Raw genomic sequence first — 23,443 nt, 5'->3', positions numbered from 1 at the left:
ACCTTCAATTTGAAAATGTATTGCTAAGGAATTTGCAAAATGGAAAATAACCCTAACCCAAATTGGGAACGTCAGGCGCTCGAGCACTTGTTGCTAGAGAACTTAAAAGAAACACGTAAGGCACGTCGTTGGAAGGCTGTATTGCGCGTCCTCACTTTGTTGGTCATCGTAGCCATAGTGATCGCTGTATTTGATTTTCATATTCCTGGTCGAGGTATGGGAGTGGAAAAACATACTGCGATGGTGACTTTGGATGGTGAAATTTCCTCTAGCTCGATGGCCAATGCGTTGGATATCAATTCTTCGCTCGTTTCTGCTTTTGAGAATGAGAATAGTGCTGGCGTTGTCCTGCGTATTAATAGTCCTGGTGGATCACCAGTTCAAGCAGGCATGATCAATGATGAAATTCATCGTTTGCGTAAGCTCTACCCGAAGAAGCCTTTTTATGTAGTAGTTGAGGATATCTGTGCCTCTGGAGGCTACTACGTAGCGGTTGCTGCAGACCAAATCTTGGTAGATAAAGCGAGTTTGGTTGGATCCATCGGTGTCATTATGGAAGGCTTTGGTTTTACGGGTCTCATGGATAAATTGGGCGTGACCCGTCGCATGATCACAGCAGGGTCCAACAAGGGCATGCTGGATCCGTTTAGTAAAGAAAATCCAAAGCAAGTGGAAATGATTAAAACCATGATCGATGAAATTCACCAGCAATTCATTGCAGTGGTGAAAGAGGGCCGTGGTTCACGCTTAAAAGAGACGCCAGACTTATTTTCTGGCCGTGTTTGGAATGGCGAGCAGGCTATTAAGATCGGTCTAGTGGATGGCTACGGAACAGTAGAAACGGTAGCGCGTGATGTCTTTAAGGCCCCAGATATCTTGGACTACACCATGAAAGAAAACTTTGCCGAGCGTGTTGCTAAGCGCTTTGGTGCTGAAGCTGGTGCGGCGGCTGGTAAGGCTTTAATTAAAGCTCCAGATTTGAAGTAAAAAATACAAATCCAAAAGAAGATTCAATAATCACATCTAGGCCAGCAGTAGAAATACGGTTGGCCTATTTTGTAATGGGCTACACGCAGCTTCATTGGGATAGCGTTTGCGCCATTGTGCAATTGAGAGGGTGAGGATCATTTCTGCAGGCAAACTTAAATCTACGCTTAGACAAAGTAATGTTTGCGGTGCCAAAGTGCTTAGGCAGGCCATGAGCATTGTGGTATTGCGATAAGGCGTCTCAATCCATATTTGCGTCTGTTGAAATTTTCTCGACTCCACTTCGAGTTGTTTTAGTTTGGCGCTACGCTCATGTATGTCTTGCGGTAGATAACCTTGAAATGCAAAGCGTTGACCATTCAGGCCGCTAGCCATTAAGCCTAATAGGATTGAACTAGGCCCAATTAATGGTTTTACTATTGCTCCCAATTTGTGGGCCGCCAATACTAGTTCTGCCCCAGGATCAGCAACGCCGGGCACTCCCGCTTCTGACATGAGGCCCATATCATTGCCAGCCAGTAAGGGTTTGAGAAGATCGGTGGGCTTGACGTCATCACCATACTTAGCATTGCGGGCGGTACCACGCCATTCACCCATTTGCATTTCTTGAATACTGCAAATTAAAGGAGAAACGCTATCGATTGCTTTAAGTAGTGCGCGTGCTGTTTTGGCATCTTCAACAATCCAGTGCTTTAGCTTAGCGGCTTGGGTAATCGTTTCATTTGGAAGTACCCATGGTAATTGCGCAGTGCGAGCCTCATCACCCAATGTGTTGGGAACCAAATAAAGAGTGCCAAGCTTACTCATCAATTATTTTCCGCTGCGAGGCGGAATGGTAAAGCCAGCATCCCGTAATAAACCTGTTAATGCTATGAGCGGTAAGCCAATGAGTGCTGTGGGATCATCACTTTTGATGGATTCCAAAAGACTAATACCCAAACCTTCTGACTTGGCGCTACCAGCACAATCATAGGGCTCCTCAGCTAGCAAATACGATTCCAATTCCGCATCCGACAGTTTGCGAAAAGTTACTTCAGTGGACACGCTCAAAGTAGTTTGCTCATTGCCTTTCATGAGACAAAGCGCAGTATGAAAAGTGACAGTTGCACCTCGCATCAGTTGAAGTTGCGCGAAGGCCCTCTCAAAATTACCAGGCTTACCAATGGCAGCCCCACAAAGATCTGCAACTTGATCGGAGCCAATTACCCACGCATGGGGATATTCATTAGCAACAGCTTTGGCTTTGGCATTGGCCAGCCGCATTGCTAAGTCGAGAGTGCTTTCTCCAGTCAGTGGTGTTTCATCTACCTTGGGGGAAATCACTTCAAATGGGATACGTAAGCGCTTTAAAAGGTCACGGCGATACACCGAGGTCGATGCCAGGATCAGTAGGGGATTGGTCGAAATACTCATTACTAAATGTACTTTCAAAGGGGGCTTGATTTAGACTGATGTCATGAATCGTAATCAAGTTTTACCTCAAATTCAGTTATCGGCAGAGTTAAGCGCTTTAAAAAAGGTCGATTTATGTGTCCCACAGACCTATCAAGGGGGTGGCTTTTTAAGCATCTCCGATCTGCCAAGACTTGCCGAGGAGGCTTCCGTGATCCATTCGGGCGATGGATTTGATTGGCAAATGCGGACTCATTTTGAGGATTCGCCTGGTAGTGAGCCTCGTCAAATCCTCGATATCGGGCTGAATGGGCGACTTCATTTGGTTTGTCAGCGCTGCTTGCAAGACTGTGCCGTGAATCTTGCCGAAACGCGTCGTTTTGTTCTGGTGGCCTCCGAAGTTGAGGCGGACGACTACCCCATGGAGGATGAGGAGCAGGAGCCATTAGTGGCCAGCCAGCATTTCAACCTTCTAGAAACCCTTGAAGATGAGATTTTGCTGTCTCTGCCTTTGATTCCAAAGCACCCTGATGGATTTTGCGAGCCCCATGCTTCAAGCTTTGGCGTGGAGGATGCCGATGAGGCTGCTGGAAAACCTGAAAATCCCTTTAAAGTATTGAAAAATATGAAGAAAAATTGAAAAAGTAGGCTTTTTAGGGGATGTTGTTTTACATAGTGTTTATAGTTAAATCAAGCATTTAGACGCTTTTCCATGTTAGAATATCGCCTTGCTTAGGAGTTCAATATGGCCGTTCAACAAAATAAAAAATCACCTTCCAAACGTGGCATGCACCGTGCGCACGACTTTTTGACCGCACCTGCTACGGCTGTTGAAGCCACAACTGGTGAGGCTCATTTGCGCCACCACATCTCACCAAACGGCTACTATCGTGGTCGTAAGGTAGTTAAAACTAAAAACGACTAATTTTTTAGTCTAAAAAGATCGAAGCGGCTCCACTACAAGCCGCTTTTTTCTTGGATAAATCACTTGCTGCATTCAATGAGTTTATGAGCGTTACTCTAGCTATTGATGCCATGGGCGGAGATCATGGAGTCGTCGTTACGGTTCCGGCTGCCTGCGATTTTTTGGAAAAGCATGCCGATGTGAAAATGACATTGGTAGGTGATGCCAGTGCAATCCAACAAGCCCTGAGTCATTTTCCTAAAGCGCCGCTTGAGCGCATTCAAATTATTTCCGCCAGTGAAGTCGTTTTAATGGATGATTCCATTGAGGTAGCTTTGCGTCGAAAAAAAGATTCGTCAATGCGCGTTGCTATCGAGCAAGTAAAAGATGGCGCGGCTGACGCCATCATTTCTTCGGGCAATACCGGCGCTCTGATGGCGATTTCACGCTATGTTCTTAAAACTCTTGAAGGAGTTGATCGTCCGGCTATTGCTACTGCGATACCAAATGAATTGGGTGGGGGCACCACCATGCTTGATCTGGGTGCGAATGCTGACTGTGAGCCCATGCACCTAGTACAGTTTGCTCAAATGGCCAATGTCATGGTCCAAGTAGTGGACGGTAAACAAAATCCTTCTATTGGCCTTTTGAATATTGGTGAAGAGGTGATCAAGGGTAATGAGGTCGTCAAACAAACTAGCGAGCTATTACGTCAAACAAATTTAAACTTTTATGGCAACGTAGAAGGTAATGATATTTTTAAGGGCACTACCGATATCGTAGTCTGTGATGGATTTGTAGGTAATGTGGTTTTGAAGGCAAGCGAAGGTCTAGCAAAAATGATGAGCGGCATGATTCGTGAAGAATTTAATCGCTCGTTGTTAACTAAATTAATGGCAATTTGTGCGATGGTGCCATTATTGAGAGTACGCAAGCGCGTCGATCATCGTCGTTACAACGGTGCTGTATTGTTAGGTTTACGGGGCTGTGTGATTAAAAGCCATGGCTCTGCAGATCGTTTTGCCTTTGGTTTTGCCTTGGATCGCGCCTATGAGGCTGCAAAGAATCGTATGGTTGACCGCATTGCTGGAGCCTTTGTAGCGGAGATAAAAGAATGAGTATTTACTCAAGAGTGGCCGGTACAGGAAGTTATCTTCCAGATCTGCGTTTAACGAATCAAGATTTAGTTGAGCGCTTGGCGAAGAATGGCTTAGAGACTAGCGATGAGTGGATTACAACGCGTAGCGGGATTTCCGCGCGACATTTCGCTGCTGAAAATGAACTCACCAGTGACTTGGCGCTTAAAGCTGCTCAAGCTGCACTCAGTAGTTCCGGAATCACGTCTAGTGATTTAGATCTCATTATTTTGGCAACCTCTACCCCAGATCATTTGGGCGGGTTTCCAAGTACAGCTTGTGTATTACAAGATAAATTAGGCGCTCATACCGCTTGTGCCGCTTTTGATATTCAGGCAGTCTGCGCAGGATTTACTTATGCCATGGCAACTGCTGATGCATTTATTCGTTGTGGTACTTACAAAAAAGTATTGGTGGTTGGCGCGGAAACTTTCTCACGTATTCTGGATTTTCAAGATCGTGGTACCTGCGTATTATTTGGTGATGGTGCCGGCGCAATAGTCTTAGAGGCTTCTTCAGAAGCAGGAATTCTCTCGACTGCTCTTCATGCTGATGGTAGCCAACGTGATATCTTGTGCGTTCCAGGTCGTGCAGGCAACGGTGAGGTACATGGTTCACCCTTCATGACAATGGATGGTCAAGCGGTTTTTAAATTAGCGGTCAAAGTATTGGAGCAGGTAGCTCATGAGGCATTAGAAAAGGCGAATCTCAAGCCAGAGCAAATTGATTGGTTAGTTCCGCATCAAGCCAATATCCGCATTATGGAAGGTACTGCCAAAAAGATGGGTATGTCCATGGATAAGGTGATCGTCACGGTGCATGAGCATGGTAATACTTCAGCTGCTTCGATCCCGCTTGCTTTGGATTCGGGTGTACGTTCTGGCCAAATTAAACGTGGACAATATCTTTTATTAGAAGGCGTTGGCGGTGGATTTGCATGGGGCGCGGTCGCACTCAAATACTAATTCTTTTAACTTTCAAAAAAATACTCACATGACATTTGCATTTGTATTCCCTGGTCAAGGCTCTCAATCCGTTGGCATGTTGAATTCCATTGCGCAGCGCCCTGAAGTGCGTGCCACTTTGCAAGAGGCGTCTGAGGCATTGGGTGAGGATGTTACTAAGTTAATGGCTGAAGGCCCTGCAGAGGCATTGTCATTAACTACCAATACTCAACCTGTGATGTTGACTGCTGGTGTGGCGTTTTATCGTGCCTGGTTAGCTGCTGGTGGTTCGGCTCCTCAAGTGATGGCTGGCCACAGTCTTGGTGAGTACTCAGCATTGGTTGCTGCAGGCGTAATTTCATTTAAAGATGCAGTGCCATTAGTGCGTTTTCGCGCACAGGCTATGCAAAGTGCAGTACCAGTAGGTACGGGTGGTATGGCCGCGATTTTGGGTTTGGATGACGCAACGGTCATCCAGCTTTGCACCGAGGCAAGCACTGCATCTGGTGGCGTGGTAGAGGCCGTGAACTTTAATGCGCCTGGTCAAGTAGTGATTGCTGGTGCAAGCGATGCTGTGACAAAAGCTTGTGAGTTACTCAAAGCGGCCGGTGCAAAGCGCGCATTACCTTTGCCAGTCTCTGCGCCATTTCATTCCTCTTTGCTGCAGCCCGCATCCGAAAAGCTCAAAGGCTTTCTAGCTAATATTGAATTTAAAGCACCGACAATCTCTGTGATCAACAATGTTGATGTTGAAATCTTAAATGATCCAATCGCCATCAAAGATGCTTTAGTGCGTCAGGCAGCTAAGCCTGTGCGTTGGCAAGAAACTATTCAAGCCATGGGGCAGCAGGGTATTACGCAAGTAGTGGAATGCGGTCCCGGTAAGGTCTTGGCTGGCCTTACTAAGCGCATCAATGATCAAGTGACTGGCATACCCATGTTTGATGAAGCTAGCTTGAATGAAGCATTGGCTGGCGTTAAATAAAACAGCAATAGAGAAAACAGCGAAAGACAAATATGAACCTCGACTTAAGCGGACAAATTGCCTTAGTTACTGGCGCATCGCGTGGCATTGGTCAAGCGATTGCAGATGAGTTAATGAAATGTGGGGCGAAGGTGATTGGTACTGCAACTTCCGCTGATGGGGCTAAAGCAATTGATGAGCGTTTGAAAGCTTCAGGTGGACGTGGTTTGGTTTTGAATGTCACCGAGCCAAATGCTTGTGAAAACATTATTGATCTCATCGTCAAAGATTTTGGCGGTATTAATATCCTGGTGAACAATGCCGGCATTACCCGCGATAACTTGGCAATGCGCATGAAGGATAACGAGTGGACCGATGTGATCGACACTAATTTAAGCTCAGTTTTTCGTCTGTCACAAGCTGTTTTGCGCCCAATGATGAAAGTGCGTGCTGGTCGCATTATTAATATCACCTCTATTGTTGGTCACATGGGTAATGCTGGCCAAGCCAATTATGCTGCTGCAAAAGCAGGCGTCTCGGGTATGACCCGCGCCTTGGCGCGTGAGATTGGCAGTCGAAATATCACTGTGAATTGTGTTGCACCTGGCTTTATTGATACCGATATGACCCGCGCCTTGAGTGAAGAGCAGCAAAATGCCCTAAAAGTGAACATTCCTTTAGCGCGCCTAGGTAGCCCTGAGGATGTGGCACAGGCAGTGGCATTTTTGGCCTCTCCAGCTGCGGGCTATATTACGGGTAATACCCTACACGTCAATGGCGGACTATATTTAGCCTAACGGCAAAGCAAGGATTTGGTCATTTTTAGGCGAATTTACTATTTCGATCCGCCAAACTGATAAAATCCTTCCATCGTTTTTTACAACCCCTGGGGAAATTAATGGACAACATCGAACAACGCGTTAAGAAAATCGTCGCTGAGCAATTGGGCGTCGCAGAAGGAGATATCAAAAATGAATCTTCTTTTGTGAACGACTTGGGCGCTGACTCTCTTGACACTGTTGAGCTAGTAATGGCTTTGGAAGATGAATTCGGCATCGAAATTCCTGATGAGGAAGCTGAAAAGATCACCACCGTTCAGCTCGCGATCGATTTCGCTAAATCAAAAGCTCAGGGTTAATTCCCTAGCTTTGGCATTACTGTGTCAGCATTAAATGGCCGACGCCGGGTAGTAGTTACCGGCCTTGGTCTCATCTCACCTGTTGGTAACTCAGTTGATGTGGCTTGGTCTAACTTGCTTGCGGGCAAATCAGGCATTGCAACTATCACTAAGTTTGACCACACTCCATTGAGCGTCCATTTCGCTGGTGAGGTTAAAGATTTCAATGTCGAAGAATATGTTTCTGCGAAAGAAGCACGCCATATGGATACTTTTATCCATTACGGTATCGCTGCTGGTTCACAAGCGATTCGTGACAGCGGTCTAGAGATTACCGAGCAAAACGCTGAGCGTGTCGGCGTCATGGTGGGCTCTGGCATTGGTGGCTTACCGATGATTGAAGAAACTGGTGCCGAGTTATTGGCCCGGGGTCCACGTCGCATCTCGCCATTCTTTGTTCCAGGTTCCATCATTAATATGATTTCTGGGCATCTCAGTATTTTGTTTGGGCTTAAAGGTCCAAACGTGGCCGCAGTGACTGCGTGTACTACGGGTTTGCATAGTATTGGTTTGGCTGCACGTTTAATTCAGTACGGCGATGCAGATGTCATGCTTGCTGGTGGCGCTGAATCTACGATTTCTGCATTGGGTGTTGGCGGATTCGCATCAGCTAGAGCACTTTCTACTCGAAACGATGATCCAGCAACTGCTTCTCGTCCATGGGATAAAGACCGTGATGGCTTTGTTCTTGGTGAAGGTGCCGGTGTTGTTGTGCTCGAAGAGTATGAACATGCAAAAGCCCGTGGCGCAAGAATCTATTGCGAACTACTGGGTTTTGGTATGAGTGGCGATGCATATCACATGACGGCACCCAATATGGATGGCCCTCGCCGTTGTATGGTCAATGCCATGCGCGACGCCCACTTAAATCCAGATCAAATTCAGTACTTAAATGCCCATGGCACCTCTACACCTTTGGGTGATAAGAACGAAACTGAAGCCATTAAGGCAGCCTTGGGCGATCATGCCAAAAAGGCCTTAATTAACTCCACTAAGTCAATGACTGGTCATCTTTTGGGGGGTGCTGGTGGCTTGGAATCCGTTTTCACTATTTTGGCCCTGCATAACCAGAAATCCCCACCTACCATCAATATCTTCAATCAAGACCCTGAATGCGACTTGGACTACTGCGCCAATACTGCCCGGGATGTGAAGATTGACCATGCGGTTAAAAACAACTTTGGCTTTGGTGGTACTAACGGCACCTTGATTTTTGGCAAGTTGACCTAATATTCTCTTTATCTCCACTTTTTTGGTTTTTACCAAGTAGGCCTAGCATTATGAAAAAGTACTTTATTGCGCTGTTGGCTATTTTGAGCCTCGGTCAGTTTTCTTTTATTCCACTTGCCTCTGCGCAAACTCCGCGGGTCACTATTCCTGATTTTGCAGACTTGGTTGAAAAAGCGAGTCCAGCCGTGGTCAATATTCGAACGACTGAAAAAGTGGTTGTCCAACAGGCCCAGGGTGGCATACCAGGCATGCCAGAAGATCAAGCAGAATTCTTTCGCCGTTTCTTTGGTGTACCTATTCCAGGTGTGCCCAATAATCCTAAACAGGCTCAACCTAATCCAGGCAAGCCGCAAGAATCTGATCGCGGTGTTGGCTCAGGATTCATTATCGAAACCAATGGTTTGATTTTGACCAATGCACACGTAGTTGAAGGGGCAACGACTATTTATGTCACCTTGACTGATAAGCGCGAATTCAAGGCCAAGTTATTAGGTATGGATAAACGTACTGATGTGGCAGTACTAAAAATTGAAGCACGCGATTTACCAAAGTTACCTTTAGGTGATTCTTCAAGAGTAAGAGTGGGTGAGTGGGTTCTGGCTATTGGTTCCCCATTTGGCCTTGAGAATACAGTGACTGCGGGGATTGTCTCGGCCAAGAGCCGTGACACTGGCGACTATTTGCCTTTTATTCAAACAGACGTTGCTGTCAATCCTGGAAACTCGGGTGGCCCACTTCTGAATACTGCCGGACAAGCGATTGGTATTAATTCCCAAATTTTTAGCCGCTCTGGCGGTTACATGGGTATCTCTTTTGCAATTCCGATTGATGAGGCAATGCGTGTAGCCGATCAATTGCGTACCAACGGAAAAATGACCCGCGGTCGAATTGGTGTTGCGTTAGGGGAGATGACTAAAGAAGTTGCAGAGAGCTTAGGTTTAGGTAAACCTCGTGGTGCTTATGTGCGTAATGTTGATCCAGGTGGTCCAGCAGCAATTGGTGGAATCGAAGCTGGTGACGTCATTCTGAGTTTTAATGGCCGTGAAATTGCCAAATCAACTGATCTACCGCGTTTGGTTGGTGAGACGAAACCAGGCACAAGTGCAACTGTGCAAGTTTGGCGTAAGGGTGCCACTCGAGATTTATCGGTGAACGTTGGCGATAGCGAATCGACTCAAACTGCTGCCAAGAAGGCTGATGTCCCAACTCCGAATGTTTCCGGTACAAATACTTTAGGTCTGATAGTGAATGAATTATCAGATGCCAAGAAAAAAGAGCTCAACGTCAAAGGGGGTATTGAAGTTACTGCCCTTGGCGACGGTACTTTGGCAAAAGTGGGAATTCGTCCTGGCGATGTCATTATTCGCATCGGGGATGCCGATATTACCGGCGTGAAGCAGTTTGAGAGCCTAGTTAAGGGTTTGGATGCTAATAAGGCTGTTCCGGTCTTTATTCGCCGCGCAGACAGCACCTTAATCATACCAGTAAGGCCAAAATAAGGCCAATTTAGGTCTAAAAATGGGGTTCGGCGCTTCATCGGCGCCACCCATTACAATCCCTCTAAGACGACTTTTTGCAGCGCATCATTGTGGTGCGTTCTGACAAGGCGTTTTTTGAATTACCAAATAAGACGCTATGGATTTAATCCGCAATTTTTCTATCATCGCCCATATCGATCATGGCAAATCAACGCTTGCCGATCGTATTATTCAGATTTGCGGCGGCCTCTCCGATCGAGAGATGGAAGCTCAAGTCCTAGATTCAATGGATATCGAGCGTGAACGCGGCATTACGATCAAAGCCCAAACCGCTGCTTTGAATTACAAAGCCAAAGACGGCAAGATTTATAACCTTAATCTCATCGATACACCAGGGCACGTAGACTTTTCTTATGAAGTTAGTCGCTCTTTGTCTGCATGCGAAGGCGCTTTGTTGGTTGTTGATGCTAGTCAGGGCGTTGAGGCGCAAACCGTTGCTAACTGCTATACGGCAATCGAATTGGGCGTTGAAGTGGTTCCTGTCCTTAATAAGATTGATTTACCCCAGGCCGATCCTGAACGTGCTATTCAAGAAATTGAAGATGTAATTGGAATTGATGCAACGGATGCGATCACTTGCTCTGCTAAGACTGGTCTGGGAGTTCATGAAGTCATTGAAGAAATGATCCGTCGCGTACCACCGCCGAAAGGCGATGCGAGCGCGCCTTTGCAATGCTTAATTATTGATTCTTGGTTTGATAACTACGTTGGGGTTGTGATGTTGGTGCGGGTTGTGAATGGTACGCTAAAACCAAAGGACAAAATTACCTTGATGGCGCATGGCTCAAGCCACTTAGTTGAGCACGTTGGGGTCTTTAGCCCGAAATCAGTTGATCGTCCTGAACTTAGCGCCGGTCAAGTGGGCTTCATTATTGCCGGTATTAAAGAATTAAAAGCTGCCAAGGTGGGTGATACAGTTACCCATACTACTGGGCAGCAGGGCCGCACACCTGCCACCACACCATTATCCGGATTTAAAGAGGTGAAGTCACAGGTCTTTGCTGGTCTCTATCCAGTTGAAGCTAGTGAGTACGATCAATTGCGTGAGTCATTAGAGAAGCTCAAGTTAAATGATGCTTCCCTCTTATATGAACCAGAAGTTTCTCAGGCCTTAGGATTTGGTTTTCGTTGTGGATTCTTGGGCCTTCTCCATATGGAGATTGTGCAAGAACGCTTAGAGCGTCAGTACGATATGAATTTGATTACGACTGCTCCAACCGTGGTCTATCAAGTACAGCAATCTGATGGCACGATCTTGATGGTCGATAACCCCTCTAAGATGCCAGAGACCAGCAAGGTCGATACGATCATGGAGCCGATTGTCACTGTCAACCTCTATATGCCTCAAGAGTATGTGGGTTCAGTGATTACTTTGTGTGTTGGTAAGCGCGGTATTCAGACGGGTATGAATTACCTTGGCCGACAAGTACAACTCACTTATGAATTGCCGATGGCAGAGATAGTGCTAGATTTTTTTGACCGTCTCAAATCCATCTCTCGTGGCTATGCGTCGATGGATTATGAATTTAAGGAATATCGCCCAGCAGATGTTGTGAAGGTCGATATCTTAATTAACGGTGATCGTGTTGATGCTCTGTCGGTTATTGTCCATAGGAGCAATAGCCAGCACCGTGGCCGTGAAGTAGTCTCTAAGATGCGGGGCATTATTCCACGCCAAATGTTCGATGTTGCGATTCAAGCAGCTATTGGTAGCAATATCGTGGCTCGCGAAAATGTGAAAGCCTTACGTAAAAACGTTTTGGCTAAATGTTATGGTGGCGACATCTCTCGTAAACGTAAGCTTTTAGAAAAGCAGAAAGAGGGTAAGAAGCGCATGAAGCAAGTGGGTAACGTCGAGATTCCACAAGAGGCCTTCTTGGCCATTTTGCAGGTAGAAGGCTAATGAATTTTGCCCTTATTCTCCTGATCTTAGTGATCATTTCTGGTATTGCTTGGGTTGCTGACAGACTTTACTTTGCGCCACAACGAAAATTGGCTGGCATTGATCGCATGCCGCTTTGGCTTGAGTACACAGCTGGTTTTTTCCCCGTGATTTGTGCGGTATTTGTGTTGCGCTCTTTTCTGGTGGAGCCATTCAAAATTCCATCTGGCTCCATGATTCCGACCTTGCAAATTGGCGACTTTATTCTAGTGAATAAATTTACCTATGGCATTCGCTTGCCAGTATTGAACCAGAAGGTGGTGGATTTGGGATCACCAAAACGCGGTGATGTTGTAGTGTTTCGTTACCCACGTGATGAATCCGTCGATTACATTAAGCGAGTGGTTGGACTCCCAGGTGATGTGATTGCATACGTAGATAAGCGCCTGACCATTAATGGACAGCCTTTGCAATATAGCGGCGGCGAACCCTATCTCGATCCTGAGAATATGCGTTATGCCAAGCGCTTTACTGAAGCCTTTCCAACCGATTTAGGTGGCAATCGTCATGAGATTTTGAATGATCCTGATCGGCCTGCAAGCGTCTTCCCAACCGAACGTTTTCCTGGTGCAGAATTTTGTCAATATCAACAATCTGGCTTGACTTGTAAAGTGCCGCCCGGCCATTACTTTGCTATGGGTGATAACCGAGATAACAGTGCAGATTCTCGTTACTGGGGATTTGTCCCTGATAAAAATCTGGTGGGTAAGGCTTTCTTCGTTTGGCTTAACCTAGGAAACCTCGGCCGTATCGGAGGCTTTGAGTAAATATCATGTGTGCACGCGCCGTCATTGACACTGCACCCCTTCAAGAGCGTCTTGGATATAGCTTTAAAAAACCTGAGCTCTTAAATCAGGCACTGACTCATCGTAGTCATAGCAAAAAGAATAATGAGCGCTTAGAATTTTTGGGAGACTCTATTCTTAATTGCGTCGTCGCAGAAATGCTTTATGAACGTTATGCAGATTTAGATGAAGGCGATCTTTCTCGTGTGCGCGCAAATCTCGTGAAGCAACAAGCGCTATATGAGATTGCCCAAACTTTATCTTTATCAGACTATTTGCGTTTGGGTGAAGGAGAATTAAAGAGTGGTGGGTTTCGTCGACCTTCTATATTGGCTGACACGCTAGAAGCAGTCACAGGCGCAATCTTTATAGATGGTGGTTTTGAATCTGCTAAGACTTGCTTACGAAAACTCTACTCTGTCATTCTGGCTCAGGTAGATCCAATGACTTTGGGCAAAGACGATAAAACACTATTACAAGAATGCCTGCAAGGCTATCAATTACCTTTACCTACTTATAACGTGACCGGTACAACGGGTGCTGCACATAACCAGCAATTTGAAGTAGAGTGTTTGATCCCAAGCTTGAAGGTATCTGTCAAAGGCGAGGGCGCCTCCCGCCGCGCAGCTGAACAAGCTGCGGCAAAAATTGCTTTGATCGCAGTGCTGAAAGCCTTGCCACAAGAGTCACGTAAACCAAAGAAAACTCGGTCTGCCAAGAAAAAAGCGGCTAAAAAAGAAGTGACTGAAGAGCAGTTGAACCTCAAGCTGAAGGGCTAATCGTGTTTAGATGCGGTACTATCGCCATTGTTGGGCGTCCCAATATGGGCAAATCAACACTCCTCAATGCATTGGTCGGACAAAAGATCAGCATTACTTCTCGCAAAGCTCAAACGACTCGTCACCGAATCTTAGGGGTTCAGAACCGTGAAGAAGCCCAATTTATTTTTATAGACACCCCTGGTTTCCAGACGCGTTTAATGAATACCCTCAATAAAGCATTGAATCGCACTGTTACTACCGCCTTACAAGATGTGAATGTCGCCTGTTTTGTAGTTGAGGCTGGCTACTATGGTGAAGATGATAAGAAAGTACTTCGCCTGCTCCCCAATGACTTGCCAGTAGTGTTGGTTCTCAATAAATTAGATCTTTTTAATAGCCGCTTTCAGACGCCATCTGAGCGGGATCAAGCATTGCTCAATTTCATGAAAGAGATGAGTCAACCTTGGACTGAATTAGGTGGGCATGAGGATCAAGGGAAATGCGAGTTTGCTGAAATCGTTCCTATGAGCGCTAAAAGTCCAGGCGATATTCACAGGCTGCTTGATGTCCTAGAGGGTTATTTACCTGAATCGCCTCCTGTATATGATGGCGAAACCATTACGGATCGTAGTGAGCGTTTCTTAGCTGCTGAAATTCTGCGTGAAAAAGTATTTCGCTTCACTGGTGAAGAGTTGCCTTACACCAGTACCGTTGTCATTGATCAATTTAAGATGGATGGCAAGATGCGCCGTATTGCTGCTACGATTTTAGTGGATCGCGATAGTCATAAAGCGATGATCATTGGTCAAAAAGGGGAACGTTTAAAGAAAATTTCTACAGATGCCCGAATTGACATGGAAAAGTTATTCGACGGCAAAGTCTTTTTAGAGACTTGGGTCAAAGTAAAGCGTGGTTGGGCTGATGATCGTGCTGAGCTACGGGCACAAGGTCTGGAATAAAAACCATGGCCTCGATTCGTGTTGCTGACGAACCTGCTTTTGTATTGCATAGCATTCCCTACAAAGAAACTAGCTTAATTTTGGATGTCTTTACTCGCCAGCATGGCCGGATGGCTTTGATCGCTAAGGGCGCAAAGCGTCCACACTCCACTTTGCGTCCAGTATTGCAGCGCTTTCAGCCGCTGTTAGTGTCTTGGAGTGGTAAATCTGAGTTACGCACCCTCACCAAGTCTGAATGGGTTGGCGGTATGCCTGCATTGGTTGGGGATGCTTTGCTCTGTGGCTTTTATCTTAATGAGCTCTTGGTAAAGTTTTTGGCACGTGAGGATGAATATGAAAAACTCTACGATTCTTATGCTCAAACAATTAATGCCCTCTCTAATCTTGAATTTGAGTCCAAGGGTTTAGAAGAAATCCTGCGTCCTTTTGAGCTCACTTTATTACAGCAGACAGGGTACGCAGCCGCATTGGATCGCTGCGTTGAGACTAACGCAGCCCCTCTGGCGGGTGAGCAGTATGTTTATCAACCAGAGCGAGGTGTCCGGCCTGCGCAGGTAGATGACCCAGGCCACTGGCCAGTCCTCAATGGAAAATCGCTCTTGGCAATTGCTGCTGGAGATTTTTCAGATACAGAAACGCTTTCTGAGAGTAAGCAACTCATGCGTTTCTTATTGGGCCTTCATCTTCAAGACCAGGTGCTCACTACTCGTCAAATTTTGATTGATCTTAAAAAAATCTAGTAATCTACAGAGATGACAGCATCTAAAGCCCTTGAACTTGGTATCAATATTGATCACGTTGCCACTTTGCGGAACGCCCGGGGCACCGCTTACCCAGACCCGTTGAAAGCCGCACGTTTAGCAGAAGAGGCGGGCGCAGATTTGATTACCCTACATTTACGTGAAGATCGTCGCCATATTAAAGATGCAGATTTATTAGCATTACGACCCTTAATTAAAACCCGGATGAATCTAGAATGCGCTGTCACTCCAGAAATGATTGAGATTGCCTGCCAGGTCAAGCCGCATGATGTCTGTTTAGTTCCCGAAAAGCGTGCAGAGGTCACTACTGAAGGTGGCTTAGATGTACTGGGTCACTACGATGCGGTGAAACTTGCAATTAACCAGTTGCAAGAGGCTGGTATTCGGGTGTCATTATTTATTGATCCCGATGAAAAGCAAATTGCTGCTGCTAAAGAACTTGGCGCTACTGTGATTGAATTACATACTGGCCGTTATGCCGATGTAACGGGCAATGAACAGATTAAAGAGTTAGAGCGCATTAAAAAGGCTGCCGCATATGGAGTAAGTATTGGACTCAGAGTAAATGCGGGGCATGGCTTGCACGAGGGTAATGTTATCCCCATTGCTGCGATTACTGATTTATCCGAGCTTAATATTGGGCATGCCATTGTGGCTGAGGCATTATTCAAGGGTTGGCAAAAAGCCATATTAGATATGAAGTCTTTGATGGTTCAGGGACGTAAGCAAACTTAGATCACAGCCTAAGGGATTTAAATATACAAATGATTATCGGCATTGGAACGGATATCTTGCAGATAGCACGCTTACAAGCTGCTTATGATCGTACACAAGGTCGCATTGCAGAAAAAGTCTTGGGACCTGATGAAATGTTGGTGTTCAAACACCGACTCGCCAGAAATCACAAACGTGGGATGGCTTTTTTGGCTACACGCTTTGCTGCTAAAGAAGCTTTCTCAAAGGCAATTGGCCTAGGTATGAGAATGCCGATGACTTGGAGGACTTTACAAACCCTGAATGAGCCCAGTGGAAAGCCTTTTACCTCTTATCTTGGAGCGTTAGCCCAGTTTATGCAGGAAAAAAATTGGGAAGCACAGGTCACAGTGAGTGATGAGCAGGATATGGCAATTGCCCATGTCATCGTCGTTCAGAAGTAAAACTCAAATAATAAATTGCCACAGTAAAAAAGAGGAAGAGATGAGTAAATCCCCCTTCAGCCCGGGACCTATTACGCTTGATGTCCTTGGTCTTGAGTTAAATGAGCAAGATCGAGAAAGAATTTTGCATCCCTTAACAGGTGGGGTCATTTTGTTTGGTAGGAACTTTGCTAATCGTCAGCAACTCACTAAATTAACTGCAGCTATTAAGACACTGCGTCCTGATGTTTTGATTTCAATCGATCATGAGGGTGGTCGAGTCCAACGTGCCAAGACGGATGGTTTTACCCATCTTCCGGCAATGCGTAAGTTAGGTGAGTTATGGTCAACACAATATAAATCTACCCATCCAGCAGAATCTGCAGCCTTAGCAATGGCCGCTGCTACTGCTTGTGGTTATGTATTGGCTGCTGAACTGCGTGCCTGCGGAGTTGACTTTAGTTTTACTCCAGTATTGGATTTAGATTTTGGTCGAAGCGGTGTGATTGGTGATCGATCATTTAGTCGAGATCCGCAAATCGTCTTTGCCTTGGCAAAAAGTTTGAATGAAGGTCTGCGTTTAGCGGATATGGCTAACTGCGGAAAGCACTTTCCGGGCCATGGCTGGGCGCAAGCGGATTCCCATGTGGCTATCCCAGTTGATGAACGTCCTCTAAAAGAAATTTTGAACGATGACGCTAAACCCTATGAATGGCTAGACCTCAGCCTAGCTGCAGTGATGCCTGCCCATGTCATTTATCCAAAGGTAGATAAAAATCCAGCAGGGTTCTCGAAGATTTGGTTGCACTCGATTCTCCGTCAAGAGTTGGGTTTTGAGGGTGTCATCTTTAGCGATGATTTATCGATGGAAGGTGCAAGTGTTGCGGGCTCTGTCGTGAAAGGTGCCGAGATGGCCTTGGACGCAGGTTGTGATGCAGTTCTTATTTGTAATCGCCCAGATTTAGCTGATCAATTATTGGCAAAACTTAAAGTATCTAAAACAAAGCAAGCAGAATCTACAGAGCGTTTAAACCGATTGATGCCTCAGTCACCAGCGCTGGCTTGGGATGATTTGCAGGACGAGGCGCAGTATCAACACGCAAAAGGCTTACTAAAACAATTCAGCTTGATTTAGCAAATACGAGGATTATTTTTCCCTACTCGATTCCATTCGGCGATGACATACTTCTTAATATCGTCTCCCTGTGCTCTTGCGCAAATAATCTCATCGACATTTACAGATTCATGTAACTTTTGTAGGCGCAGAACATCGCCCTCTGCTGAATAATTGGGAAGCCAAGCACCCCAAAAGAATCCCATCGCTTCTAATTGAGAAAAGGCTAGGGCGGCAGCTGCTTGAGATATCGGGAGGTTTAACATCGTATAGGCTAGTTTCTGAGGCTCAAGCTTTGAAAGTTCAGAGCTGATGGCAAAAGAAAAGTCTTCCCCAATATGTTGAATTTTGATATTGGCCATTTGGGTCTCAGGATTAACCATGACGCTATATTCTGATTTACCAGATCCGAGCGCACTTGATTCCGTAATCTTTCTATCCACCTTAATCTGATTTGCTAAATTACTCACAAAATCTAAGTGATTTTTAGGTAGATAAACTGTATTTATACTCTCCCTTAAGGCAAGGTAGCATGATAAGAACGACATCCTGGTATCAGTAAAGTTTTGCAAACCAGCCATCTCTCGTGAAGGTGAGGCACCCAATAAAACCCCAGTCTCTTGAGCGCCAAAGGCAATCATTTCATCCTGGCTATAAGGATGGTTAGTGACACAGTCAGTCCAAAAGCCTACTAAATTTAATTCTTTGGCAATCTCAATGCGTTTCTTGGCCATTGCTTCAGCAATGTGGTGACCCCGAAAGTCAGGATCAACAATCATCTTGCCAGCTTCAGGGGCGGTATTGTTGGCGCCATCAAAAGTGAGTGCGCAATGACCAATTAAATGCCCATCAGGGTGTTGTGCAACAACGGAGTGCATGAGTTTGTCATCCACCAGCTTTTGTACAGCAACTGGATCATACATTTCATGGAAGGGGTAGCTATCTCCATAGCACCGTTTGACGCAGTCAATGAGTTGCGGGATATCAGTGACTTTGAGAAGTCTAATTTCTGGAGTGATGTCATTGCTCATGGCGATATTATGACCTTGAGAAAGCAAATAAAAAAGCCCGGCATACCGGACTTTTTAGTTATAAGACTCAGAAATTAGTTGGCACGACTGCGGTATTCACCAGTGCGGGTATCAATTTCAATTTTATCGCCAGTATTGCAGAAGAGGGGAACTTGCAACTCATAGCCAGTAGCTAGTTTAGCGTTCTTCAATACTTTACCTGAGCTGGTGTCGCCTTTAACAGCTGGCTCTGTATAAATGATTTCACGAACCAAGGAGTTTGGCATGGCTACAGAGAGTGCCTTCCCTTCGTAGAACACTACTTCGCATGGCATGCTTTCTTCCAGGTAGTTCAATGCATCACCCATGAATTCAGATTCCACTTCATATTGGTTGTATTCGGTATCCATAAATACGTACATCGGATCAGCAAAATAAGAATAGGTGCAATCTTTCTTATCCAAGATAACCACATCAAACTTGTCATCAGCTTTATAAACACCTTCGTTCGGTGCACCAGTTAACAAATTCTTAAATTTCATTTTCACAACTGAAGAGTTGCGACCGGAGCGGCTATATTCGGCCTTCAAAACGACCATGGCATCAGTACCAATCATGACTACGTTACCAACGCGGAGTTCTTGTGCTGTTTTCATCTTGCTATTCCTGGGTGCAGAGCTATTTTTCTGCGGTTTTTATCAAAAACAAGATTGTAACCGCCCACAAGCCTTTGTTGCTTTGAATTAAGCAACGAACCTCAATAGACGGGCAGATAAGCCACCATCCTGCTGTTTTTCAAGTAACTGGGAGCGCCAGGCTAGGGAATGAGCACTCCATTTATCTATAGAGCTCAGCCAAGTGCTTGGCATGGCCCAGGTCATGGCGGCGATGATCGCAAGTCTGAGTTCCTGATTTGCACTCTCTAGGTAAAGATCCAAAAAGGCTGCTAGTTTGACTTCATGTGCCCGATCTTCTTGGGGATAAATATGCCATATGAAAGGCTTGCCCGCTAACTGAGCCCTCACAAATGAATCCTCTCCTCTCACGATATTGAAATCACATTGGGAAAGCACCCAGTCATATTCATCTTGTGAGACAAATGGAATTGAGAGAAGTTGAAGATTTTTGGGGAGGGATATTTGTTTTCTCGTTGATAGCGCCAACATCTCTGAGTGACCATGCGTGAGAAGAATATCGAATTCCTCATCCATCGTGTCTAGGTCATCCAGCCATTTTTGCAATGGGGCTCCAGGGTAGCAAAAGATGCTGATGCGCTTAGCTTTTGGCCTAAGCTTTAACCAAACTTCCTGGAGATCCCGAGGAATTTTCTGGGCAGTGAGTTCTCCTGGCAAAGGTATAGGATCAAGTAGTAAGCCGCCTACTTCATCTTGAAAGCCTGGAAAGAAAAAATACTTTGGGATGCCATGAGACTGTGGTGATGGTTTGCCGTGAAAGTCCATAATCCACGGCTCAGCACTCAGATACTCTAGATTAATGATGATGGGTTTTATCGCGGCAATAAAGAGTCCTGCTAGATAGCGTTCAGGTAGCTCACAGCCAAACGCCTCAAGGACGACATCGGGGGCTTGCACTGGGTGACGCGCATTAGAATAGCTTGCTTCCCAAGGCAGTAGTTCCACCCTTTTCATAATTGCATGGTCTACTCCAGAATCGAGTAAATTAAGGGTTGGCAAGTCATCGCAAAAAATACGGACATCTTGGCCATGAAGACTTGATAAGCTTCGGGCTAGGCGCCAACAAATACCGGCATCACCATAGTTGTCTACGATTTGGCAGAAAATATCCCAACGCATGAGTAATTCGCTTTTTGAAAACCTTCAGCAGGACGTTAAACGGCTACCCGGATTGCCGGGGGTGTATCGATTCTTTGATGAAGCGGGACAGATTCTATATGTAGGCAAAGCGCGCAATCTCAAAAAACGGGTATCTAGTTATTTTCAACGCACCCAGCTTTCGCCGCGCATTGAGCTTATGGTGGGCAAAATCGCCCGCTACGAAACCACGGTAACACGGACGGAAACTGAAGCCCTTATTCTAGAAAACAACCTTATTAAGGAATTAGCACCGCTATTCAATATTTTATTTAGAGATGATAAGTCTTATCCCTATGTGATGCTAACAGGTCATCAGTTTCCTAGGCTAGCGTCTTATCGCGGAAAAGTCGATAAACGAAATCACTATTTCGGACCTTTTCCAAATTCTTGGGCAGTACGCAATAGCATTCAAATACTTCAAAAGGTATTTCGTCTACGAACCTGTGAAGACTCGGTGTTTAAAAATCGCAGTCGTCCCTGTTTGTTGCACCAAATCCATCGCTGTAGCGCTCCCTGTGTCGGGCGCTTAAGTGTTGAGCAGTATGGCCAAGATGTGGCCCAGGCAACGCGCTTCTTAGAGGGCGACCATAGCAGGGTTCTATCTGAATTAGAAAAAGAAATGCATGCGCATAGTGAGGCAATGGAATTTGAAATGGCCGCAGTGCTGCGCGATCGAATTGCTGATCTCTCAAGTGTTTTACAACAACAGTCTATGGATACCGTTGCTGAAGGTGAGGGCGATGTAGACATCATTGCAGTTGCGCAAACAGAGGGGATGGTCTGCGTGAATCTGGCCATGGTACGTGGTGGCCGACATCTTGGCGATCGAGCATATTTTCCAAAAGGTCTACGTTCTAGCTCTGGCGAGCTTCCATCTCCAGCAGAAATACTCGAAGCATTTATTGCGCAACATTATTTAGATGAAGTGATAGGGGATGAACCCTCTAGTACAAATCATATTCCCCCAGTATTGGTTTTAAATCATGCATTACAGTCAGCGAGTGATGACGGCTTAATGCTCAGTGAGACTCCACCTGAAGATTTACATGATTTATTAAATGCCCAAGCAGGCAGAAAAATTACCTTCTTGCATCAACCGCAGGGGCAGCGCCGTCATTGGCTTGGGATGGCCGAGGGAAATGCAAAGCTGGCCTTGACTAAGCGCTTAGTAGAGACGGGTGGACAGCTAGCGAGAGCACGTTCATTAGCCGATATTCTTAGCTTAGAGTTAGAAAATTTAGAACAGTTACGGATTGAATGTTTTGATATTAGTCACACTTCTGGTGAAGCAACACAAGCATCTTGTGTGGTCTATACAAAAAATGCCATGCAGTCCGGAGAGTATCGACGCTTTAATATTAATGACATTACGCCGGGCGATGACTATGCAGCAATGCGTCAGGTATTACAAAGACGCTATGCAAACTTCCAGGAGTTGCCTTTAGAAAAAATTCCCCAGGTCATCTTGATTGATGGTGGAAAAGGTCAAGTAGAAATGGCACGTCAAGTCTTTTCAGAATTCGGTATTGATATTGGTTTAATTGTTGGCGTTGCCAAAGGCGAAGGGCGCAAGGTTGGATTAGAAACTCTGATTTTTGCTGATGGTAGAACGCCACTGGAGCTTGGTATTGATAGTGCCGCCCTATTGTTGGTCGCGCAGATTCGTGATGAGGCCCATCGTTTTGCAATCACTGGAATGCGAGCCAAGCGAGCTAAGGCGAGAACCGTTTCTCGTCTTGAGGAGATTGAAGGGATAGGTGCTAAACGTCGACAGAAGTTATTAGCCCGTTTTGGAGGTTTAAAGGGAGTGGCTAATGCCAGCATTGAGGAAATTGCTAGTGTTGAAGGGGTTTCACTGACTCTGGCAGAGCAAATTTATCGGCAGCTTCATTAGGCAATATCAACCTGAATTAGTTTATTCTTCGTCCATGCCATTCAATCTACCAATCGCATTAACCTGGTTACGGGTTGCAGCAATTCCTTTGCTGGTAGCAGTCTTTTATCTTCCCAATGACTTGCTTTCTCCATTCGAGAAAAATCTCATTGCAACGATTCTGTTTGTTTCTGCGGCAGTGACTGACTGGCTAGATGGATTTTTAGCGAGAAAAATGAAACAAGAATCTGCCTTTGGGCAATTCTTGGATCCAGTGGCCGATAAACTCATCGTTGCCGCTGCTCTCTTGGTGTTACTGAATATGGATCGAGTTCAGGTATGGGTAGCCCTCATCATTATTGGCCGTGAAATTACGATCTCTGCACTGAGAGAATGGATGGCATTACTTGGGGCTGGAAAGAGCGTCGCAGTGCATATGGTTGGAAAGCTAAAAACGACTGCCCAGATGATCGCCATCCCTTTTCTATTACTCAACGACACTTTATTTGGTTGGTTAGATTGTGCAAGAGTAGGTACATGGTTAATCTGGGTGGCTTCGTTTTTAACGCTATGGTCAATGTTTTACTACATGAAAAAAGCATTACCGCAGTTGGCTGGCAAAATATATTAATTCTCTTAAAGCCTAGCCAGATAAGCTTTAAAGCCCTATCTCGATTGAAGTAATCTTTCTGCGGAAGAGGAATAATGCTTTCTTTTGGATTGTTTGTTAAACTGTCGCCCTGTTATGCGGGAATAGCTCAGCTGGTAGAGCGATACCTTGCCAAGGTATAGGTCGGGAGTTCGAACCTCCTTTCCCGCTCCAAGTTCGATGGGAAGCCCTAAAAAGCTTCCCATTTTTGATTAAAGTATTTGGCGCGTTGGCCGAGTGGTTAGGCAGGAGCCTGCAAAGCTTCGTACGGGGGTTCGATTCCCTCACGCGCCTCCAGTAATTTGCCTTGACGATTTAAGGACATTCCCTAAAATGGTTTTATTCA

General features: G+C 45.6%; 25 protein-coding genes and 2 tRNA genes. 22 read left to right on the top strand and 5 right to left on the bottom strand.

The window, feature by feature from the left end; genetic code table 11:
* The first annotated feature begins 39 nt into the window (after positions 1-39).
* Positions 40-987, top strand: a complete 948-nt coding sequence (sppA, locus tag ICN38_RS08400; RefSeq protein ID WP_216256612.1) for a signal peptide peptidase SppA — start codon at positions 40-42, stop codon at positions 985-987.
* A 36-nt stretch (positions 988-1,023) separates the two neighbouring features.
* Here sppA and ICN38_RS08395 read toward each other — a convergent pair whose 3' ends face one another.
* Together ICN38_RS08395 and ICN38_RS08390 are read right to left on the bottom strand one after the other, a co-directional pair.
* Complete coding sequence (locus tag ICN38_RS08395) at positions 1,024-1,794, bottom strand: SAM-dependent methyltransferase (RefSeq protein ID WP_216256611.1); 771 nt, start codon at positions 1,792-1,794, stop codon at positions 1,024-1,026.
* A 3-nt stretch (positions 1,795-1,797) separates the two neighbouring features.
* Entirely contained in the window at positions 1,798-2,400 is a 603-nt protein-coding gene (locus tag ICN38_RS08390) for a Maf family nucleotide pyrophosphatase (protein WP_216256610.1), read from the bottom strand.
* Positions 2,401-2,443: 43 nt separating this feature from the next.
* On the opposite strand from ICN38_RS08390, the gene ICN38_RS08385 reads away from it, so the two are divergent.
* The 17 genes from ICN38_RS08385 to nagZ all read left to right on the top strand — a co-directional run bounded on the left by ICN38_RS08385 (position 2,444) and on the right by nagZ (position 17,751).
* Complete coding sequence (locus ICN38_RS08385; RefSeq protein WP_216256609.1) at positions 2,444-3,019, top strand: DUF177 domain-containing protein; 576 nt, start codon at positions 2,444-2,446, stop codon at positions 3,017-3,019.
* Positions 3,020-3,124: 105 nt separating this feature from the next.
* The gene (gene rpmF, locus ICN38_RS08380; protein ID WP_011902241.1) at positions 3,125-3,304 is read left to right on the top strand and encodes a 50S ribosomal protein L32; all 180 of its coding nucleotides are present in this window, start codon (positions 3,125-3,127) and stop codon (positions 3,302-3,304) included.
* Between the two features lie 83 nt (positions 3,305-3,387).
* Positions 3,388-4,401: a phosphate acyltransferase PlsX gene (gene plsX / locus ICN38_RS08375; protein ID WP_216256608.1), complete on the top strand. Its 1,014-nt coding sequence runs from the start codon at positions 3,388-3,390 to the stop codon at positions 4,399-4,401.
* Positions 4,398-5,384 carry a beta-ketoacyl-ACP synthase III gene (locus ICN38_RS08370; RefSeq protein WP_216256607.1) on the top strand — a complete coding sequence of 329 codons (987 nt, stop codon included), beginning with the start codon at positions 4,398-4,400 and terminating at the stop codon, positions 5,382-5,384. Before plsX ends, ICN38_RS08370 begins: the two co-directional genes overlap by 4 nt.
* 28 nt (positions 5,385-5,412) lie before the next feature.
* Positions 5,413-6,348, top strand: coding sequence for an ACP S-malonyltransferase (gene fabD / locus ICN38_RS08365; RefSeq protein WP_216256606.1), 936 nt, complete (start codon positions 5,413-5,415; stop codon positions 6,346-6,348).
* Positions 6,349-6,380: 32 nt separating this feature from the next.
* Positions 6,381-7,124: a 3-oxoacyl-ACP reductase FabG gene (gene fabG / locus ICN38_RS08360; RefSeq protein ID WP_216256605.1), complete on the top strand. Its 744-nt coding sequence runs from the start codon at positions 6,381-6,383 to the stop codon at positions 7,122-7,124.
* Between the two features lie 101 nt (positions 7,125-7,225).
* Positions 7,226-7,465 (top strand): acyl carrier protein, encoded by a 240-nt coding sequence (acpP, locus tag ICN38_RS08355; protein ID WP_028819177.1) that lies wholly within the window; start codon positions 7,226-7,228, stop codon positions 7,463-7,465.
* Between the two features lie 21 nt (positions 7,466-7,486).
* A complete protein-coding gene (gene fabF, locus ICN38_RS08350) occupies positions 7,487-8,734 on the top strand; it encodes a beta-ketoacyl-ACP synthase II (protein ID WP_216256604.1) in 1,248 nt (415 codons plus the stop codon).
* 50 nt (positions 8,735-8,784) lie between these two features.
* Positions 8,785-10,233 carry a DegQ family serine endoprotease gene (locus tag ICN38_RS08345; RefSeq protein WP_216256603.1) on the top strand — a complete coding sequence of 483 codons (1,449 nt, stop codon included), beginning with the start codon at positions 8,785-8,787 and terminating at the stop codon, positions 10,231-10,233.
* Between the two features lie 136 nt (positions 10,234-10,369).
* Entirely contained in the window at positions 10,370-12,175 is a 1,806-nt protein-coding gene (gene lepA / locus ICN38_RS08340; protein ID WP_216256602.1) for a translation elongation factor 4, read from the top strand.
* Entirely contained in the window at positions 12,175-12,981 is an 807-nt protein-coding gene (lepB, locus tag ICN38_RS08335) for a signal peptidase I (RefSeq protein ID WP_216256601.1), read from the top strand. The genes lepA and lepB overlap by 1 nt, the downstream gene beginning before the upstream one ends.
* Positions 12,982-12,986: 5 nt before the next feature.
* Positions 12,987-13,778: a ribonuclease III gene (gene rnc, locus ICN38_RS08330; RefSeq protein ID WP_216256600.1), complete on the top strand. Its 792-nt coding sequence runs from the start codon at positions 12,987-12,989 to the stop codon at positions 13,776-13,778.
* 44 nt (positions 13,779-13,822) lie between these two features.
* Positions 13,823-14,719 carry a GTPase Era gene (era, locus tag ICN38_RS08325; RefSeq protein WP_216862736.1) on the top strand — a complete coding sequence of 299 codons (897 nt, stop codon included), beginning with the start codon at positions 13,823-13,825 and terminating at the stop codon, positions 14,717-14,719.
* A gap of 5 nt (positions 14,720-14,724) precedes the next feature.
* The gene (gene recO / locus ICN38_RS08320; protein ID WP_216256598.1) at positions 14,725-15,459 is read left to right on the top strand and encodes a DNA repair protein RecO; all 735 of its coding nucleotides are present in this window, start codon (positions 14,725-14,727) and stop codon (positions 15,457-15,459) included.
* A 12-nt stretch (positions 15,460-15,471) separates the two neighbouring features.
* Positions 15,472-16,215: a pyridoxine 5'-phosphate synthase gene (pdxJ, locus tag ICN38_RS08315; RefSeq protein ID WP_216256597.1), complete on the top strand. Its 744-nt coding sequence runs from the start codon at positions 15,472-15,474 to the stop codon at positions 16,213-16,215.
* Positions 16,216-16,244: 29 nt separating this feature from the next.
* Positions 16,245-16,637 (top strand): holo-ACP synthase, encoded by a 393-nt coding sequence (gene acpS / locus ICN38_RS08310; protein ID WP_216256596.1) that lies wholly within the window; start codon positions 16,245-16,247, stop codon positions 16,635-16,637.
* A gap of 40 nt (positions 16,638-16,677) precedes the next feature.
* Entirely contained in the window at positions 16,678-17,751 is a 1,074-nt protein-coding gene (nagZ, locus tag ICN38_RS08305; protein WP_216256595.1) for a beta-N-acetylhexosaminidase, read from the top strand.
* Here nagZ and ICN38_RS08300 read toward each other — a convergent pair.
* The 3 genes from ICN38_RS08300 to earP form a co-directional block, all read right to left on the bottom strand.
* The gene (locus ICN38_RS08300) at positions 17,748-18,761 is read right to left on the bottom strand and encodes a GNAT family N-acetyltransferase (protein ID WP_216256594.1); all 1,014 of its coding nucleotides are present in this window, start codon (positions 18,759-18,761) and stop codon (positions 17,748-17,750) included. The genes nagZ and ICN38_RS08300 overlap by 4 nt on opposite strands.
* Before the next feature lie 74 nt (positions 18,762-18,835).
* A complete protein-coding gene (efp, locus tag ICN38_RS08295; RefSeq protein WP_216256593.1) occupies positions 18,836-19,396 on the bottom strand; it encodes an elongation factor P in 561 nt (186 codons plus the stop codon).
* 87 nt (positions 19,397-19,483) lie between these two features.
* A complete protein-coding gene (earP, locus tag ICN38_RS08290; protein WP_216256592.1) occupies positions 19,484-20,554 on the bottom strand; it encodes an elongation factor P maturation arginine rhamnosyltransferase EarP in 1,071 nt (356 codons plus the stop codon).
* Here earP and uvrC point away from each other — a divergent pair.
* The 4 genes from uvrC (at position 20,553) to ICN38_RS08270 (ending at position 23,394) form a co-directional block, all read left to right on the top strand.
* Complete coding sequence (uvrC, locus tag ICN38_RS08285) at positions 20,553-22,469, top strand: excinuclease ABC subunit UvrC (protein WP_216256591.1); 1,917 nt, start codon at positions 20,553-20,555, stop codon at positions 22,467-22,469. The two genes, earP and uvrC, sit on opposite strands and share 2 nt — an antisense overlap.
* A gap of 34 nt (positions 22,470-22,503) precedes the next feature.
* Positions 22,504-23,079, top strand: coding sequence for a CDP-diacylglycerol--glycerol-3-phosphate 3-phosphatidyltransferase (pgsA, locus tag ICN38_RS08280; RefSeq protein WP_216256590.1), 576 nt, complete (start codon positions 22,504-22,506; stop codon positions 23,077-23,079).
* A 116-nt stretch (positions 23,080-23,195) separates the two neighbouring features.
* Positions 23,196-23,271: transfer RNA gene (locus ICN38_RS08275), tRNA-Gly, on the top strand.
* Positions 23,272-23,320: 49 nt separating this feature from the next.
* Positions 23,321-23,394: transfer RNA gene (locus tag ICN38_RS08270), tRNA-Cys, on the top strand.
* Positions 23,395-23,443 lie beyond the last annotated feature (49 nt).

Source organism: Polynucleobacter sp. AP-Melu-500A-A1 (assembly GCF_018882125.1).
Taxonomy (GTDB): Bacteria; Pseudomonadota; Gammaproteobacteria; order Burkholderiales; family Burkholderiaceae; genus Polynucleobacter.
The sequence above is the reverse complement of the archived record's forward strand: the minus strand, read 5'-3'. Positions and strand labels throughout refer to the sequence as shown.